The sequence below is a fragment of the Nocardioides sp. GY 10113 genome (assembly GCF_004919105.1).
Classification (GTDB): Bacteria; Actinomycetota; Actinomycetes; order Propionibacteriales; family Nocardioidaceae; genus Nocardioides.
Map to the genome: position 1 here is coordinate 288876 of NZ_STGK01000004.1, position 17127 is coordinate 306002.

At 73.9% G+C, this 17127-nt stretch carries 18 protein-coding genes; 15 read left to right on the plus strand and 3 right to left on the minus strand.

Annotated elements, in window-relative coordinates:
• Window positions 1-67: 67 nt before the first annotated feature.
• The 4 genes from E8D34_RS07425 to E8D34_RS07440 all read left to right on the plus strand — a co-directional run bounded on the left by E8D34_RS07425 (window position 68) and on the right by E8D34_RS07440 (window position 4749).
• Window positions 68-1270: an NAD(P)/FAD-dependent oxidoreductase gene (locus E8D34_RS07425; protein ID WP_136593973.1), complete on the plus strand. Its 1203-nt coding sequence runs from the start codon at window positions 68-70 to the stop codon at window positions 1268-1270.
• 42 nt (window positions 1271-1312) lie between these two features.
• Window positions 1313-2920, plus strand: coding sequence for an alpha/beta fold hydrolase (locus E8D34_RS07430; protein ID WP_136593974.1), 1608 nt, complete (start codon window positions 1313-1315; stop codon window positions 2918-2920).
• A gap of 99 nt (window positions 2921-3019) precedes the next feature.
• Window positions 3020-3748 carry a lysophospholipid acyltransferase family protein gene (locus E8D34_RS07435; protein ID WP_168929364.1) on the plus strand — a complete coding sequence of 243 codons (729 nt, stop codon included), beginning with the start codon at window positions 3020-3022 and terminating at the stop codon, window positions 3746-3748.
• Entirely contained in the window at window positions 3745-4749 is a 1005-nt protein-coding gene (locus tag E8D34_RS07440) for an NAD(P)H-dependent glycerol-3-phosphate dehydrogenase (protein WP_136593976.1), read from the plus strand. Before E8D34_RS07435 ends, E8D34_RS07440 begins: the two co-directional genes overlap by 4 nt.
• 46 nt (window positions 4750-4795) lie before the next feature.
• Here the strand turns inward: E8D34_RS07440 and E8D34_RS07445 are convergent, their stop codons facing one another.
• Window positions 4796-5938 carry a PLP-dependent aspartate aminotransferase family protein gene (locus E8D34_RS07445; protein WP_136593977.1) on the minus strand — a complete coding sequence of 381 codons (1143 nt, stop codon included), beginning with the start codon at window positions 5936-5938 and terminating at the stop codon, window positions 4796-4798.
• A 24-nt stretch (window positions 5939-5962) separates the two neighbouring features.
• Here E8D34_RS07445 and E8D34_RS07450 point away from each other — a divergent pair, with 24 nt between their 5' ends.
• Window positions 5963-7099 carry a D-alanine--D-alanine ligase family protein gene (locus tag E8D34_RS07450; RefSeq protein WP_136593978.1) on the plus strand — a complete coding sequence of 379 codons (1137 nt, stop codon included), beginning with the start codon at window positions 5963-5965 and terminating at the stop codon, window positions 7097-7099.
• Window positions 7100-7180: 81 nt separating this feature from the next.
• Here E8D34_RS07450 and E8D34_RS07455 read toward each other — a convergent pair whose 3' ends face one another.
• Window positions 7181-7414 carry an Lrp/AsnC ligand binding domain-containing protein gene (locus tag E8D34_RS07455; protein ID WP_206056604.1) on the minus strand — a complete coding sequence of 78 codons (234 nt, stop codon included), beginning with the start codon at window positions 7412-7414 and terminating at the stop codon, window positions 7181-7183.
• A gap of 147 nt (window positions 7415-7561) precedes the next feature.
• On the opposite strand from E8D34_RS07455, the gene E8D34_RS07460 reads away from it, so the two are divergent.
• Window positions 7562-8560: a thiamine-phosphate kinase gene (locus E8D34_RS07460; protein WP_136593980.1), complete on the plus strand. Its 999-nt coding sequence runs from the start codon at window positions 7562-7564 to the stop codon at window positions 8558-8560.
• A gap of 167 nt (window positions 8561-8727) precedes the next feature.
• Here the strand turns inward: E8D34_RS07460 and rpmB are convergent, their stop codons facing one another.
• A complete protein-coding gene (gene rpmB, locus E8D34_RS07465) occupies window positions 8728-8913 on the minus strand; it encodes a 50S ribosomal protein L28 (protein WP_136593981.1) in 186 nt (61 codons plus the stop codon).
• 198 nt (window positions 8914-9111) lie between these two features.
• On the opposite strand from rpmB, the gene E8D34_RS07470 reads away from it, so the two are divergent.
• From E8D34_RS07470 to E8D34_RS07510, 9 genes are all read left to right on the plus strand, one after another.
• Window positions 9112-10845, plus strand: coding sequence for a DAK2 domain-containing protein (locus E8D34_RS07470; RefSeq protein WP_240771198.1), 1734 nt, complete (start codon window positions 9112-9114; stop codon window positions 10843-10845).
• Between the two features lie 23 nt (window positions 10846-10868).
• Window positions 10869-13133, plus strand: coding sequence for an ATP-dependent DNA helicase RecG (locus E8D34_RS07475; RefSeq protein WP_136593982.1), 2265 nt, complete (start codon window positions 10869-10871; stop codon window positions 13131-13133).
• Window positions 13130-13726 (plus strand): 16S rRNA (guanine(966)-N(2))-methyltransferase RsmD, encoded by a 597-nt coding sequence (gene rsmD / locus E8D34_RS07480; RefSeq protein ID WP_136593983.1) that lies wholly within the window; start codon window positions 13130-13132, stop codon window positions 13724-13726. The genes E8D34_RS07475 and rsmD overlap by 4 nt, the downstream gene beginning before the upstream one ends.
• A 10-nt stretch (window positions 13727-13736) precedes the next feature.
• Window positions 13737-14231, plus strand: a complete 495-nt coding sequence (coaD, locus tag E8D34_RS07485; protein ID WP_136593984.1) for a pantetheine-phosphate adenylyltransferase — start codon at window positions 13737-13739, stop codon at window positions 14229-14231.
• 103 nt (window positions 14232-14334) lie between these two features.
• On the plus strand, window positions 14335-14910 hold the full coding sequence (locus E8D34_RS07490; RefSeq protein ID WP_136594053.1) for a YceD family protein: 576 nt from the start codon (window positions 14335-14337) through the stop codon (window positions 14908-14910).
• Window positions 14911-14927: 17 nt separating this feature from the next.
• Window positions 14928-15113 carry a 50S ribosomal protein L32 gene (gene rpmF / locus E8D34_RS07495; RefSeq protein ID WP_136593985.1) on the plus strand — a complete coding sequence of 62 codons (186 nt, stop codon included), beginning with the start codon at window positions 14928-14930 and terminating at the stop codon, window positions 15111-15113.
• Between the two features lie 19 nt (window positions 15114-15132).
• A complete protein-coding gene (gene rnc / locus E8D34_RS07500) occupies window positions 15133-15849 on the plus strand; it encodes a ribonuclease III (protein WP_136594054.1) in 717 nt (238 codons plus the stop codon).
• Window positions 15850-15887: 38 nt separating this feature from the next.
• Window positions 15888-16793, plus strand: coding sequence for a bifunctional DNA-formamidopyrimidine glycosylase/DNA-(apurinic or apyrimidinic site) lyase (gene mutM / locus E8D34_RS07505; protein ID WP_136593986.1), 906 nt, complete (start codon window positions 15888-15890; stop codon window positions 16791-16793).
• A gap of 80 nt (window positions 16794-16873) precedes the next feature.
• Complete coding sequence (locus E8D34_RS07510) at window positions 16874-17068, plus strand: hypothetical protein (protein ID WP_136593987.1); 195 nt, start codon at window positions 16874-16876, stop codon at window positions 17066-17068.
• Window positions 17069-17127: the final 59 nt, after the last annotated feature.

Below are 17127 nucleotides of genomic sequence, written 5' to 3' on the forward strand. Positions count from 1 at the left end.
AGGGTCTCCAGGCGACCTCCACACGGTCTCCAAGGCCGCGGCCCCGCGCCGCCGCAGGGTGGTGGGCATGACCATGAACCAGTCCCAGGACCAGACCTACGACGTCGCCGTGGTCGGCGCCCGCTGCGCCGGCTCCGCCACCGCCCGACTCCTCGCCGCCCGCGGGCTGCGGGTCGTGGTGCTCGACCGCAGCGCGCCCACGCGTGACGTGCTCTCCACGCACGGCATCGTGCGGCCGGGTGTGGTCCAGCTGCACCGCTGGGGCCTGCTGGACGCCGTGATCGACTCCGGCGCGCCGGCCGTCCGCGAGATCACCGTCGGCGCGCCCGAGTGGGAGCGCACCGTGCCGGTGCGGGCGCGCGCCGGGGTCGACCTCCTGGTCGCCCCGCGGCGGTACGTGCTCGACGACCTGGTCGCGCGAGCCGCCGTCGAGGCGGGCGCCGAGCTGCGGACCGACGTGTCGGTCACCGGGCTGCTCCGCGACGGCGAGCGCGTCGCCGGCGTCTCCGGTCGCACCCGCGCCGGCGAGTCGGTGAGCATCCGCGCACGGCACGTGGTCGGGGCGGACGGACTCCGCTCCACCGTCGCGCGCCTCGTCGGCGCGCCGATCACCGCCTCCTACTCGACCGATCTCGCCGCGCAGTACGCCTACGTCCAGGGCGGGGCGTGGCAGGGCTACGAGTTCCACGCGGGGCACGACTCCTACTCGGGTGTCTTCCCGACCCACGACGGCGCCGGCTGCGTGTTCGTCATGCGTCCGGCCCACGTGCTCGACGAGCGACCCGCCCGCGGCGAGGACCGCGGCCGGGCCTTCCTGGACCTGCTCGCGGCCGCCGCGCCCCGGCTCGCGGCCCGGGCCGCCGGCGGCCGCGTGGTCGGGGGCGTGCGCAGCGGCTCCCGGTTGCCGAACCACCGTCGCCGCGCCCACGGTCCCGGCTGGTCGCTCGTCGGCGACGCCGGCTACCACCGCGACCCGATCAGTGGGCACGGGATCTCCGACGCGTTCCACCACGCCGAGCTGTTGGCCGACGCCCTCGCCGGGTGGCTACACGGCGGCCGGCGGGAGCGGGCAGCGCTCGCCGACTACGAGGCTGAGCGGGACGCCGTCTCCGCCGACCTGTTCCGGATCACCCGCGAGCTGGCGATGCTGCCGGACGGGCCTCGCTTCGCCGAGCTGCAGTCCGAGCTCGGAGCGGCGATGGATCGGGAGGCCGACGAGCTCGCCGCCCGGCCGACGCCGCCGGGGCTCGCGGAGCCGACCGCGGCCTGAGTGACCGCCGATCGCGGGCGTCGAGTCGCCGGTGGTGCCACGATGGGCGATGTGGTGCTGATCCTGGCCGACGGCCTGGAGCTCGACGAGACGCTCTTCGAGCTCCGGCGGGACGGTCGCGCGGTGCCGCTGGAGCCGCAGGCCTTCGACGTCCTCCTGCACCTGGTGCGCCACCGCGACCGGGTGGTGCCCAAGGAGGAGCTGATGGAGGCCGTCTGGGGTGGCCGCTTCGTCTCGGAGTCGGCGGTGACCAGCCGTATCAAGCAGGTACGGCGAGCGCTCGGCGACGACGGCCGTACCCAAGGCCTGGTCCGCACCCAGCACGGACGTGGCTACCGCTACGTCGGGCCGGTCGGGGAGGCGCCGCCCCGCGACGTGCCGACGACGCCCGTCCGGGCCGCCGCGCCGGCCGCTCCTCCCGCGGCGCGGCCGCGGCCGCCGGTGCGCTACACCGTCAGCGACGGCCTGCAGATCGCCCACCAGGTGACCGGCGGCGGCCCGCTCGACCTGGTGCTGATCCCCGGCTTCATCTCCCACCTCGACCTGGACTGGGACGACCCCCGTCACGCGCACTTCCTGGACCGGCTCGGCGGCTTCGGTCGGCTGATCCGCTTCGACAAGCGGGGGACCGGGATGTCCGACCGGCCCTCCGGCGTACCGGACCTGGAGACGCGGATGCACGACGTGCTGGCCGTGATGAAGGCGGTCGACTCCGACAGGGCCGTGCTGGTCGGCTACTCCGAGGGCGTCCCGATGTCGCTGCTGATGGCGGCTCTGCACCCCGAGCGGGTCCGCGGCCTGGTCCTGTACGGCGGCGCCTCGTGCCGCACCTGGCGGCCGGACTACCCGTGGGCCAAGCGGCCGGAGGAGCGGCGCGCCTACACCGACCACCTGGTCGCGACCTGGGACTGGGCCGGCGACATCCGCTACCGGTGCCCGGACGGCGCGGACGAGGCGATGCAGCGCTGGTGGGAGCGGCGGATGGGGGCCGCGGCGACGCCGTCGACCGTGCGGGCGCTGATCGAGATGAACTCCACGATCGACGTCCGCCACGTGCTCCCCAGCATCGCCGCGCCGACGCTCGTGCTGCACCGGTCCGGCGACGAGCTCTTCGACCCCGCCGAGGCGGCCTACATCGCGGACCGGGTGCCCGGCGCGGAGCTGCGGTTCCTGGAGGGCCGCGACCACGTCCCGTGGGGTGACGCCGACCAGATCCTGGACGTGGTGGAGTCGTTCCTCGCCTCGATCCCCGAGCCCAGCGGCGAGCGGGCGCTCGCCGCGGTGGTCGCCGTGGCCGGGTCGGGCGCCGACGCGGTCGTGGCGGCTCTCACGGCGTCCGGCGGCCGCCCGCGGCGGCGTACGGACGGCGCCCCGGTGCTGCTCTTCGACGGTCCGGCGACGGCGATCCGCGCCGTACGCCGGGCGGTGGCCGGCGGGGTGGCGCCCGGCGTGGCGGTCGGGGTGGCGATCGACGAGGTGGCTGTCGACGATGGCCCGGTCTCGAGCGCGGGGGTCGACGAGGCGGTGACCCTGGCCGCCGGGGCTCCGCCGGGGTGCATCCTGGCCGACGCCACCGCGGCGGTGCTGCTCGCCGGCTCCGGGATCACCGTCGAGACCGGTGGGTCGGGCGCCCGCGTGGTCGGAGCGTGAACCGGCCCGGCGTGTCGCCGCGGTCGGCGCCTCGCTGGTCGGGCAAGGCGGTGCCCGGGGTCGCCGGCCGGTAGCCTGCCCCCCGTGAGGGTGCGTGCCATGACGGAGAAGCGGGGCTGGGCGATCGGCTTCGCCGCAGTGATCTTGAAGCCGACGTTGCTGGCGACGACCCGTCGCGAGTGGATCGGCGGCGAGCACATCCCGGCCGAGGGCGGTTTCGTGATCGCGCTCAACCACATCTCCCACGCCGACCCGCTCACGGCCGCGCACCTGGTCTACGACCACGGCAGGATCCCCCACTACCTGGCGAAGTCCGGGCTGTTCAGGAACAAGGCACTCGGCAGCTTCCTGCGCTCGGCGGGCCAGATCCCGGTCGAGCGGGAGAGCCGTGGCGCGGTCGGGGCGTACGCCGCCGCGGTCCGAGCCGTCCGCGAGGGCAAGTGCGTCGTGATCTATCCCGAGGCGACCATCACCCGGGACCCCGAGATGTGGCCGATGCGCGGGAAGTCGGGCGCCGCCCGGATCGCGCTGGAGACCGGCTGCCCGGTGATCCCGGTCGGCCAGTGGGGCGCGCACGAGATCCTGCCGCCGTACACGAAGAAGCCGCACGTGGTCCCGCCGCGCACCGTCACCATGCGGGTCGGGGCACCGGTGGACCTGTCCGACCTGGTGGGGCAGGAGCGGACCCCCGCGGTGGTGGCCGAGGCCTCCGACCGGATCCTGGCCGCGATCACCCGCGAGGTCGAGGAGATCCGCGGCGAGCAAGCACCCGCCGAGCGCTACGACATGCGCGTGCACGGCGATCGATTCAAGAAGGGACGCAAGTGAGCGAAAAGGTCGCGGTGCTCGGCGCCGGCTCCTGGGGAACGGCGTTCTCGATCGTGCTCGCCGACGCCGGCAACGACGTCACGATGTGGGCGCGGCGGGACGAGCTGGCGGAGTCGATCAACGACCGCCATGAGAACACCGACTACCTGCCCGGCATCGAGCTGCCACACGGCATCAGCGCCACCCACGACGCGGAGAAGGCGCTGGCCGGGGCGGACATGGTCGTGCTGGCGGTGCCGTCCCAGTCGCTGCGCGACAACCTGCCGACGTTCCGGCCCTTCATCGCCGACGACGCGGTGCTGGTGTCGCTGATGAAGGGCGTCGAGCTCGGCACCCTCAAGCGGATGTCGGAGGTGATCGGCGAGGTGGCCGACGTCGGCCCGGAGCGGATCGCCGTGGTCAGCGGTCCCAACCTCGCCCGCGAGATCGCCCGCCGTGAGCCCGCCGCCTCGGTGGTGGCGTGCGCCGACGAGGAGGTCGCCGTCCGGCTGCAGAAGCGCTGCCACTCGCCGGCGTTCCGCCCCTACACCAGCGTCGACGTCCTCGGCTGCGAGCTCGGCGGCGCCTACAAGAACGTCGTCGGTCTCTGTGTGGGTATGGCGGTCGGGCTCGGCTTCGGCGACAACACCACCGCCTCGCTGATCACCCGCGGCCTCGCCGAGACCGCCCGGCTGGCGATGAAGCTCGGCGCCAACCCGCTCACCCTGATGGGCCTGGCCGGACTCGGCGACCTGGTCGCCACCTGCTCCTCGCCGCTCTCGCGCAACCGCACCTTCGGCGAGAAGCTCGGCCAGGGCATGACGGTGGAGGAGATCTACGCCTCCACCCGCCAGGTCGCGGAGGGGGCGAAGTCCTGCTCCTCGATCCGCGCGCTGGCCGCGCAGCACGGGGTGGAGGTGCCGATCGCCGAGCACGTCGACGAGGTGGTCGCCGGCCGGCTGAGCACCAGCGAGCTGATGGAGCGCTTCATCGCTCGCGACACCAAGTCCGAGATCGGCTGACACCCGCCGGTCGGGTCGAGGGGGCGCCGACCCCGGAGTCGGCCGATCAGAAGGCGACCTTGTCGAGCGCCTGCGCCAGGTCCGCCCACAGGTCCTCGACGTCCTCGATGCCCACCGACATCCGGATCAGCCCCTCGGGGATCGTCGCCGACTCGGTCTTCCAGCGGCGGCGCCGCTCGAACATCGACTCCACGCCGCCCAGCGACGTCGCGTGCACCCACAGCGAGGTGCTCCGGACCACCAGGTCGGCGCGGTCGGCGTCGGCCAGCACCGGGGCCAGCACCGCGCCGAAGCCGGGGTAGCGGACCTCGACGACGGCCGGGTGGTCGGCCAGCCGTCGGGCCAGCTCCTTCGCGTTGGCCTGTGCCCGCTCCAAGCGGACGTCGAGCGTCCGCAGCCCGCGCAGCGCCAGCCAGGTCTCGAACGGTCCGGCGAGGTTGCCCGTCAGGTCCCGGCGGGCCTTGAGGGCGTCGTACACCGCCGGGTTGGCGGTGACCAGGGCGCCGAGCTGGACGTCACTGTGGCCCGAGAGGTACTTGGTCGCCGAGTGCAGCACGATGTCCGCGCCGAGCTCGAGCGGGCGCTGCAGCAGCGGGGTGGCGAAGGTGTTGTCGACGACCACCGTGATCCCCAGCTCGTGGGCGGCCGCGGTGAGCGCCGGGATGTCGGCGATCTCCAGCGCCGGGTTGGTGGGGGACTCCAGCCAGAGCAGCGCCGTGTCCTCGTCCTCGCGCATCGCCGCGATCACCGCCGCGGTGTCGGTGACGTCCACCAGCTTCGAGCGCAGCCGCCCGCGCATCTCCGCGTCGCCCATCGCCACCAGGCAGCCCTGGTAGGCGTGCCGCGGCGCGACCACGGTGCCGCCGTTGCCGACGAGGTCCAGCAGCGTGGTCGCCGCGGCCATCCCGGAGGCGAAGCTGAGCGCCTGGCCGCCCTCGAGCGCGCCGAGCGCCTCCTCGAAGGCCGTCCACGTCGGATTGCCGTAGCGCCCGTACTCCAGGTCGCCGGTCGCGACGTACGTCGCAGCCATCGTGATCGGCGGGTTGAGCGGCTGGTCCGGCGTGCGCGGTGGGCGCCCGGCGGCGACCGCCACGGTGCTCGGCCGCCAGCCGGCGCCCGCGCCGTGGACGGCGGCGGTCGCGGGCGTGGCGGGGGCGGAGCCCTCGGGTGCGGGGGAGTGATCAGCCATGAGGCAACGGTAGGGTCTGCCCCGATGAACGCGACGACCGGACCGAGCCCGACCCGACGGACCCGCGTGGCGGTGGTGTTCGGCGGACGTTCCAGCGAGCACGCCATCTCCTGCGTCACCGCGGGCAGCGTGCTCAGCGCCCTCGACCGCAGCACGTACGACGTCATCCCGATCGGCATCGCGCCCGACGGCCGCTGGGTGCTCGAGGCGGACGACCCCGAGCGGCTGCGGATCGGCGGCCCCGACCAGCTGCCGGCCGTCGACGCCGACCGCCCGGGCGTCACGCTCGCCCGCACCGAGGCCGGCGCCGGGCTGACGGTGAGCGAGCCGTCGGCACCGCCGCGGGCGCTCGGCGAGGTCGACGTGGTGCTGCCGCTGCTGCACGGCCCCTGGGGCGAGGACGGCACCATCCAGGGGATGCTGGAGATGGCCGACGTCCGCTACGTCGGCGCCGGCGTGCTGGCCTCCGCGGTCAGCATGGACAAGGCGTACATGAAGATCGTGCTCGCCGCGGCGGGCCTGCCGGTGATGCAGAGCATCACGGTGACCGCGCGGGAGTGGGCCGCGGACCAGACGGGTGCCGTCGAGCGCGCGGAGCAGCTCGGCTACCCGCTCTTCGTGAAGCCGGCCCGCGGCGGATCCAGCATCGGGATCGGCAAGGCGCACGACGCCGCCGGCCTGACCGCCGCGATCGAGGAGGCGCTCCGACACGACCCGAAGGTCCTGGTCGAGGTCAGCGCCGAGGGCGGCCGCGAGGTCGAGTGCGGCGTGCTGGAGACCCTCGACGGCGGCGTCGAGACCAGCGTGCCCGCGGAGATCCGGATCACCGGCGAGCACGAGTTCTACGACTTCGCCGCGAAGTACCTCCCCGAGGAGCACACCGAGCTCGACGTCCCGGCGGTCATCCCGGACGAGGTCGCGCAGCGGCTGCGCGACCTGGCGGCGCAGGCCTTCCGCGCGGTCGGCTGCGAGGGCCTGGCCCGGGTGGACTTCTTCCTGATGCCCGACGGCTCCCTGGTGGTCAACGAGCTGAACACGATGCCGGGGTTCACCCCGTTGTCGATGTTCCCCCGGATGTGGGCAGCCAGCGGCCTGGAGTACGGCGCCCTGGTGGACCGGCTGCTGCAGCTCGCGCTGCGGCGCGACACCGGCCTGCGCTGAGCCGCCCGGGCGCAGCGCGGCCCGGCGTCGATCGCCGGCGCGCGGTCACCCTCGGCGGCTGACCGCGCTCGCCCGGCTCGGTCAGATGTGGACGACCGGGCAGGTCAGCGTGCGGGTGATGCCCTCGAGGTTCTGCACCTTCGAGACGACCAGCTGGCCGAGCTCGTCGACCGAGCGCGCCTCGGCGCGGACGATCACGTCGTACGGGCCGGTCACGTCCTCGGCGAGGGTGACACCCGTGATCTGCCCGACCTCGCGTGCGACCTCCGCGGCCTTGCCGACGTCGGTCTGGATCAGGATGTAGGCCTGCACCACCATGGGTCGCGCTCCTCGCGTCGGGGTTGGGGGATCTTGGGCAACCTACTCCTGGGACGTGTCGCGGCGCACATCGACAATTCTCGAGGCGCCCGGCACGTGCGTGCCGCCTCCGTCGGCGGCCGGCCCGTCTGATGGGATGGACCCATGCCGGACCGCGCTCCCCAGACCACACCCGTGCCCGCCTCGGCGACCCTCGCCGACCTCGGTGAGTTCGGCCTGATCGACCGGATCGACGAGATCGTGAGCGCGCTGGCGCCCGGCGACGACGTCCTCGTCGGTCCGGGTGACGACGCCGCGGTGCTGCGGGTGCGCAAGGGCCACGTGGTGGTCTCCACCGACGTGATCGTCGAGGGGCGGCACTTCCGCCGCGAGTGGGCGGACGCGGTCGACGTGGGGCATCGGGCCGCCGCGCAGAACCTCTCCGACATCAATGCCATGGGCGGTCGCGCCCAGTGGCTGACCGTCGGCCTGGCCGCACCGCCGGACCTGCCCGCCTCCTGGGCGCTCGACTTCACCCGCGGCTTCGCCGAGGAGGCGGCCGCGGTCGGCGCCGGCGTCGTCGGCGGCGACGTCACGGCAGCGGACAGGATCGTGATCTCGGTGACCGTGATCGGCGCGTGCGCCGTCTCGCCGGTGCTGCGCTCCGGGGCGCGTCCCGGCGATCGGGTGGCCCTCTGCGGGCGGCAGGGCTGGGCGGCCGGTGGCCTGGCCGTGCTCGGCCGCGGCTTCCGGTCGCCGCGGGTGCTGGTCGAGGCCTACCGACGCCCCGAGCCGCCGTACGCCGCCGGGCCGGTGGCCGCGGAGACCGGCGCGAGCGCGATGATCGACGTCTCCGACGGCCTGCTCGCCGACGCCGGCCACCTGGCTCGCCGCTCGGGCGTGGTGCTGGACCTGCGCACCGGGGCCTTCGACGTCCCCGAGCCGCTGCTCGCGGTCGGCGCCGCGACGGGAGCCGACCCGATCCAGTTCGTGCTGGGCGGGGGAGACGACCACTGCCTGCTGGCGACGTTCCCGGCCGACGTGGCGCTGCCCGACGGGTGGCGGGAGGTCGGCGTCGCCCGCGAGCTCACCGACCCCGACGGGCCGTCGGTCACCGTCGACGGTGCGGCGTACGACGGTCCCACAGGCTGGACCCACTTCTGACGCCGACCCGTGGCTTGGGCCCCCGCGACCCGTGAGTTGGGCCCCGCGACCCGGATGCCCAACCCCCGGCTCGGCGGTACCCAAGCCCCGGCTCGGCAAAAATGCGTCGGGCCGGCAGGACCACCCACCCCGCGAGGTGGGAGCCCTGCCGGCCCGAAGGCGTCAGGTCAGCGCGAGACCTTGCCGGCCTTGAGGCAGCCGGTGCAGACGTTCATCCGCTTCGGGGTGCCGTTCACGACGGCGCGGACGCGCTGGATGTTGGGGTTGAAGCGACGCTTCGTGATCTTGCGCGACCACGGCCGGTTGTTTCCGAACGCCGGCTTCTTGTCGCAGATGTCGCACACGGCGGCCACGGTGACTCCTAGGAGATTGCGGTTGATCAAGTCGGACAGCTCGAGCAGCGGGACCTCGCGGTTCCGGCCCGGCGCGCACACCCGGTGGTGGCTCGCCGTGGCCTGCGGTGCACAGGCCTGCTTCGGGCAACCGGAAGAGAATATCCGACGCGCGCCCGCGCGCCGAAATCGTCGAGGCTCACACTAGGGTGACCCCCGATGGACGCGCGCATGGGTGGGGAGACCGAGCGGGGGGTCGGGGCGACCACGCCCGCGGATGCCGAGCCGTTCTCGTTGCCGATCCTGCTCCGGTTCGTCGACGTCGCCGTCGACGCCATGGCGGCGGCCCGCGAGGAGATCGACGGGCTCAACGTCTACCCGGTGCCGGACGGCGACACCGGCACCAACATGTACCTGACGCTCGTCGCTGCCCGCGACGCGATCCGGGAGCACGCCGAACGGCCGGCCCCGGAGGCGCTGGCCGCGTTCGCCCGCGGCGCCCTGCTAGGCGCCCGCGGCAACTCCGGGGTGATCCTGAGCGAGATGCTCGGCGCGCTCGCGCGTCGGTTCGCCGATCCCGCGCCGGGCCGGCAGGCGACCGTCGTCGCCGAGGCGCTGGTCCAGGCCAGCCACGCCTGCTACGCCGCGGTCGGCGAGCCGGTCGAGGGCACCATCCTCACGGTGCTGAGGGCCGCCGCCGATGCCGCCCGCGGCGCCGCGTCCGCGCCGACGGCCGACACCCGGGACGTCTTCTCCGCGGCCGCCCAGGCTGCCCGCGAGGCGCTGGTGCACACGCCGGAGCAGCTGCCGGTGCTGGCCGCCGCCGGGGTGGTCGACGCCGGCGGCCGTGGCATGTGCGTCCTGCTCGACGCGGCCGAGCGGGTGGTCACCGGCCGGCGGTCCGTCGACCGCGCCGCGCCGATCGGGCAGCGGGCGCCTGCCGTGCTGCACCCCGGAACCGCCCACGCGTCCGCGGGCACCGCCGGCACCGTCGGCACCGCCGGCACCGAACCCGCGGGCGAGGCCCACCCCTCGTTCGAGGTGATGTACCTGCTCGACACCGACCCGGACGGCGCCGCCGCGTTGCGCGCGGCGCTGGGCGAGATCGGCGACTCCGTGGTGGTGGTCGGGGCGGACCAGCTCTGGAACGTCCACGTGCACGCCGACGACGCCGGTGCGGCGGTCGAGGCCGCGCTGGCCGTGGGCCGCCCGCACCGGATCCGGATCACCCACCTGCTCGAGCAGGCCGGCGACCACGCGGCGACCGACGCCGTCCCGCCCGCCGTACGACGGGTCGTCGCCGTCTCCGCCGGACCGGGGCTCTCCGCGATCTTCGGCGAGGCCGGGGCCGTGGTGGTCGAGGGCGGACCGGGACGCCGGCCCTCGACGGGCCAGCTGCTGGAGGCGATCGTGGCCAGCGGCGCCCGCGAGGTCGTGCTGCTGCCCAACGACGAGAACACGGTCCGCGCCGCGCAGGCAGCCGCGACTACGGCGGAGGCCGACGACCCGCACGGGATCCGGGTGGCGGTGATCCCGAGCTACGCCCAGGTGCAGGGCCTGGCGGCGCTGGCGGTGCACGACCCGGGCCGGTCGTTCGACCAGGACGTCACCGAGATGACCGCCACCGCCCGCCACGTGCGGCACGGGGCGGTGACCATCGCCGCGCGGAGGGCGATGACGATGGCCGGCCCGTGCGAGCCGGGCGACGTGCTCGGCGTGATCGCGGGCGACTTCGCCGTGGTCGGCTCGACCCGGAGCGGCGTGGCCACCGTGGTGCTGGAGCGGCTGCTGGCCGCCGGCGGTGAGATGGTCACCCTGGTCGCCGGGGCGGACGGCGGCGACGAGCTCGCCGACTCGATCACCGCCTGGGTCGAGAAGCATCACCCGCACGTCGACGTCGTCACGTACCAGGGAGGGCAGGAGCGCTACCCGCTGCTGCTCTCCGTCGAGTGAGGAAGCCGAGTGAGGAAGTCGCTGTGATCACCCTCGAGTCCCCGCTGACCGCGGTGCTCGGTGCCACCACGCCGGCCAAGCGGAAGAAGTTCGAGTCCGGTTTGGGCCTGCGCACCGTCGGCGACCTGCTGCGCCACTTCCCCCGCCGCTACCTGGAGACCGGGTCGCTGAGCCGGGTGCACGACCTGCGGATCGGCCAGCTGCTCTGCGTGGTCGGAGAGATCGACTCCTGCACGACCCACACCTATCGCGATCGGCGCAGCGGCCGGAACGCCTACCGGGTGGAGGCGGTGCTGCGCACCGACGGCGCCCGGCTGACGATGACCTTCTTCGCCAAGAACCCCGGCACCGCCCAGTGGCACGCCGCCCGGGTCGCGGAGGGCAACCGGGGGGTCTTCCTGGGCAAGGCCGACCGCTTCCGCGACCAGTGGCAGCTGGTCAACCCGCAGATGACGATCTTCGGGATGGCCGACCAGGGCGAGGACGACGCGGCGGGGTCGGCGGCCGCCGACGACAGGGTCAGCGAGGTCCTCGACTTCGGCAACCTGTTCCCGATCTACCCGCTGACCAAGGGCGTGGAGTCCTGGGACGTCGCCCGCGCGGTGAAGTTCGCGTTGGGCGTGGTCGAGGAGCTGCCCGAGATCATCCCCGCCGCCGTCCGCGAGGAGTACGACGTCCTCGAGGTCGCCCGGGCCTACGACTGGGTGCACCGGCCCGAGCACCGGGACCAGGTCGAGCAGGCGCTGCACCGGTTCCGGTTCGAGGAGGCGCTGATCACCCAGCTGGTGCTGGGCCGGCGCCGGCGTGCCCGGCGTGGCGAGGGCGCGGTCGCGCGCACCGGCGGCGGTGGCCTGCTGGCGGCGTTCGACGAGCGGCTGCCGTTCACGCTGACCGACGGGCAGCGCCGGGTGGGGGAGCAGATCGAGGCCGACCTGGCGCAGGAGCACCCGATGAACCGGCTGCTGCAGGGCGAGGTCGGGTCCGGCAAGACCCTGGTCGCGCTGCGGGCGATGCTGCGGGTGGTCGACTCCGGCGGCCAGGCGGCGCTGCTGGCGCCGACCGAGGTGCTCGCCCAGCAGCACTACCGGTCGATGTCGGCGATGCTGGGTGACCTGGCGGCCGGTGGCCTGCTCGGCGCGCTGGCCGGTGGGGAGAGCACCTGCGTGGAGTTGCTGACCGGTTCGATGACGAAGTCCCAACGCACCGGCCCGCTGTCGCGGGTGGCCAGCGGCGAGGCCGGGATCGTGGTCGGCACCCACGCCCTGCTCCAGGACCAGGTGATGTTCGCGGACCTGGGCATGGTGGTGGTCGACGAGCAGCACCGGTTCGGCGTGGAGCAGCGGGCCGCGCTGACCGAGAAGGCGTCGGCGCCGCCGCACCTGCTGGTGATGACGGCGACGCCGATCCCGCGCACGGTCGCGATGACCGTCTTCGGCGACCTGGAGACCTCGACGCTCTCCGAGCTGCCGGCCGGTCGGGCGCCGATCCAGTCCAACGTGGTGCCGCTGGCCGACCACCCGGCGTGGTTCGGGCGGGTCTGGGCGCGGGTGCGCGAGGAGGTGGAGAAGGGGCACCAGGTCTACGTGGTCTGTCCGCGGATCTCCGGCGACGACGCCGAGGCCTCCCAGGTCGAGAGCGTGGAGGTGGACGAGAACGGCGACGAGGTGGTCCGGCCCGCCGCGGCGAGCGTCGAGGAGGTCCTCGACCGCCTCACCGCCGGGCCGCTGAGCGGACTCCGGCTGGCCGGCCTGCACGGCAAGCTGCCGGCCGAGGAGAAGGACGCGACGATGCGCCGGTTCGCGGCCGGCGAGGTCGACGTGCTGGTCTCCACGACCGTGATCGAGGTCGGCGTGGACGTCCACAACGCGACCGCGATCGTGATCCTCGACGCCGATCGGTTCGGCGTCTCCCAGCTGCACCAGCTGCGCGGCCGGGTCGGCCGTGGCGGGCTGCCGGGGCTCTGCCTGCTGGTCACCGGTGCGGAGCAGGGCAGCGATGCCCGGGAGCGGCTGGACGCCGTCGCGGCGACCACCGACGGCTTCGTGCTGAGCCGCATCGACCTGGAGCAGCGCCGGGAGGGCGACGTGCTCGGTGCCTCCCAGGCGGGACGCCGCTCGAGCCTGGAGAACCTGCGGGTGCTGCGCGACGAGGACACCATCGTGGCCGCCCGGCGGGCCGCCGAGGACCTGCTGGAGGCCGACCCCGGGCTCACCGCGGCGCCGGGGCTGGCGGCCGAGGTGCGCGACCTGGAGGTCTCCGCGCAGGCCGACTTCGCGGAGATGTCGTGACCCGGATCATCGCGGGGCACGCGCGCGGCCGGCGGCTGGCCACCCCGAAGGGCGACGCCACCCGGCCGACCAGCGACCGGGTCCGCGAGTCCCTGTTCTCCGCGGTGGAGTCGCTGATGGGCTCCCTGGACGGGCTCCGCGTCCTCGACCTGTACGCCGGGTCGGGGGCGCTCGGGCTGGAGGCCTGGTCGCGGGGCGCGGCCGCGGTGACGCTGGTCGAGTCGGACAAGCGCACCGCGGCGCTGGTCCAGGCGAACGCGCGCGACCTGGGCTGCGCCGTGGCGCGGGTGCAGGCCCGCACGGTGGGCGGCTTCCTCGCCGAGCCGCCGCCGGAGCCGTTCGACGTGGTGGTCAGCGACCCGCCGTACCCGTTGACCGAGGAGCGCCTGGCCGAGGACCTGGCCCTGCTCGCCGCGCCGGGGTGGCTGGCGCCGGACGCGCTGGTGGTCGTGGAGCGCAGCCGGCGCAGCCCCGAGCCGACCTGGCCCGCGGGCCTGGCCCGGCTCGGCGGACGCCGCGGCGAGCGCCGCTACGGCGAGACGACCCTGTGGTTCGCAGAGCCGGTGCTCGCCGGTGCTGGGGACGACCGCTAGCCTCCACGTCATGACCCGAGCCGTGTGTCCCGGATCCTTCGACCCCGTCACCAACGGCCACCTCGACATCTTCCGCCGGGCCTCCGCGCTGTTCGACGAGCTGATCGTGGCCACCGGCAGCAACCCGTCCAAGAGCAGGTTGTTCGGGCCCGAGGAGCGGCTGGAGATGCTGCGCGAGTCCTGCGCTGGCCTGCCGAACGTCACCGTGATGGGATTCACGGGGCTGATCGTCGACTTCTGCCGCGACCTGGGCGCCCAGGCGATCGTCAAGGGCCTGCGCGGCGGCAACGACTACGAGTACGAGCTGCCGATGGCGCAGATGAACGCACACCTGACCGGGGTGGAGACGGTCTTCGTGCCGACCACCGCCTCGCTGGGCTACGTCTCCTCGAGTCTGGTCAAGGAGGTCGCCTCGCTCGGCGGCGACGTCTCCGAGCTGGTGCCGCCGCTGGTCCACGACCGCCTGACCGCCCGCCTGGCGGCCCGTTCGGGGGAGCCCGCGTGAGGTCGACGACACCCGGCGACGAGGGGGCACGGGGTTTTGCTGACCGTCCCTGCCGCCACTACGATTGTCCCGATTTGTTGTGCCCGGACCTGGAAGTGAACCCCTGACTGCCCTGGACCCGAGAGCGCCGCTCGTGCTCGATACTCGCGAGCTCGGTCGCCGCGCGGGGTCCCAGACAGAGGTATCGCGGACGGTTCCGGCCCCGGCAGATCTCGGTATCGAAGTCCTGTCCGTTCCCGAGGGAGCGCCGGTCGAGCTCGACCTGCGTCTCGAGGCGGTCATGGAAGGCGTGCTCGTCACCGGTGAGGCCTCGGCGGAGCTGGTCGGTGAGTGCGTGCGGTGCCTGGAGGAGATCCGCGACGAGATCGTGGTGAACTTCCAGGAGCTGTTCGTCTACGACGACTCCCGTGACTACCACCCCGGTAGCGAGGAGGAGGACGAGACCAACGTGGTCCAGGACGACCTGATCGACCTGGAGCGCGTACTGCGGGACGCGGTGGTGCTGGCACTGCCGTTCCAGCCACTGTGCCGGGAGGACTGTCCCGGGTTGTGCCCCGAGTGCGGGGTGCGCCTGGCCGATGATCCGGACCACGCACACGAGGCTGCGATCGACCCGCGCTGGGCGGCCCTCGCCCAGCTCGACAAGGACTCCACCGCTGACAGCAGCGGTGAGGATTAGGCAACGAGGAGAAGACAGTGGCTGTTCCGAAGCGGAAGATGTCGCGCAGCAACACGCGGCACCGTCGGTCGCAGTGGAAGACGGTCGCCCCGGCTCTGGTGACCTGCGCCAACCCGGCGTGCGGCGCCAAGCACCTGCCCCACCGTGCGTGCGGCACCTGCGGCCAGTACGGCGCGCGCGCCGAGCGTCGCCAGGTTCTCTGATCCTGACGTAGGGGTCACGATCACCTACGACGAGCTGCGGCGAGCGCTCGGGGACCCGGAGCTGGACCCCGAGCTGCTCGATCGCGCGCTCACCCATCGCTCGTACGCGTACGAGAACGGCGGGCTGCCCACGAACGAGCGCCTGGAGTTCCTCGGGGACTCCGTGCTCGGCGTGGTGGTGACCGAGACCCTCTACCGCAAGCACCCCGACCTCCCGGAGGGCCGCCTGGCCAAGCTCCGGGCGGCGGTGGTCAACGCTCGCGCGTTGGCCGGGGTGGCGCGCGACCTCGGCCTGGGCCAGCACATCAAGCTGGGCCGCGGCGAGGAGACCACCGGCGGTCGGGACAAGGCATCGATCCTGTCCGACACCGTCGAGGCGGTCATCGGCGCCATCCACCTCAGCGGCGGCATCGAGGTGTCGGCGGGTGTCGTGCACCTCCTGTTCGACCCGCTGATCGAGGCCGCCTCGGCGCTCGGTGCCGGCCTGGACTGGAAGACCTCCCTCCAGGAGCTGGCGGCCGAGCACGCCCTCGGCGTGCCCGAGTACGTGATCGAGGACGAGGGTCCCGACCACCAGAAGACGTTCACCGCGCAGGTCCGCGTCGGCGATCGCCTCTACGGCAACGGCACCGGCCGTTCCAAGAAGGAGGCGGAGCAGGGCGCCGCGGAGACCGCGTACGGCGAGATCGTGGGCGCGCTCGGCGGCTCCGAGGCAGCCGCCGCCGGCAGCGACTGACGGTCGCCCGAGCCTTCCGCGTACCGGCTGGTTCCGAGTTGCCCGAGCTGCCCGAGGTCGAGGTCGTCCGCGCCGGCCTGGAGCGCCACGTCGTCGGCGCCACCGTCGCCCGTGTCGACGTCCTCCACGACCGCCCGGTCCGCCGCGACCCGGGCGGCGCGAGCGGTTTTGCGGCCGCGATGACCGGTCGGCGGATCGAGGCCGCCCGCCGCCGCGGCAAGTACCTGTGGCTCCCGCTGGACAACGGCGACGCGCTCCTCGCCCACCTGGGGATGAGCGGCCAGATGCTCGTCCAGCCCGCCGGCGCCCCCGCGGAGCGGCACCTGCGCGTCCGGTTCGGGCTGAGCTTCCCTCCGGGCACCGAGCCCGACGCGGCGGCCGGGGGAGTGCTCGCGGGCGAGCTGCGGTTCGTGGACCAGCGGATGTTCGGCGGCCTGTCGGTCTCCCCGGGCGGCGCCGACCTGCCCGCCGAGATCGCCCACATCGCCCGTGACCCCCTCGATCCGGCCTTCGACGACGAGGCGTTCGTGGCGCGGGTGCGCCGTCGTACCTCGGGGATCAAGCGGCTGCTCCTGGACCAGGGGCTGATCTCGGGCGTCGGGAACATCTACGCCGACGAGGCGCTGTGGCGGGCGCGGCTGCACGGCGAGCGCCCCGGCGACCGGCTGCGCCGGGCCCAGGTGAGCGAGCTGCTCGACCACGTCCGGGTGGTGATGGGCGACGCGCTGGCCCAGGGCGGAACCTCCTTCGACGCGCTCTACGTGAACGTGAACGGCGAGTCCGGCTACTTCGACCGCTCCCTCAACGCGTACGGCCGCGAGGGGGAGCCGTGCGGTCGCTGCGGCCGGCCGATCCGACGGGTGGCGTTCATGAACCGCTCGTCGTACTACTGCCCCGGCTGCCAGCCGCCGCCGCGCGGAGCGCGACGCGCCCGCTCCGTTTGACCGGAGCGGAGCGAGGTGGGACTCTTGGAGACGGCCCCTTGTTCCCGGGCCCTCTCGCATCCCACCGGAAGGCACTCTTCATGGCCAAGGCGCTGATCGGTCACCTGAACAGCGACCTCCGCGACCCCCGTCTCGCCGCCGACAACGCTCGGCTGCGCAACCGGGTCGCCGAGCTGGAGTCCCTGGTCCTCCGACTGTCGGAGGACAACGACCGGCTGATGGCGGCCCGTGCGGCGGAGCTGCTGAACGATCCGCAGGAGATGCAGCCCGCCTGACCCGGTCGGGTCCCGACGTCCCGCGGCTCGGCGACCTCGCCGCCTGAGCCGTTCGCTCA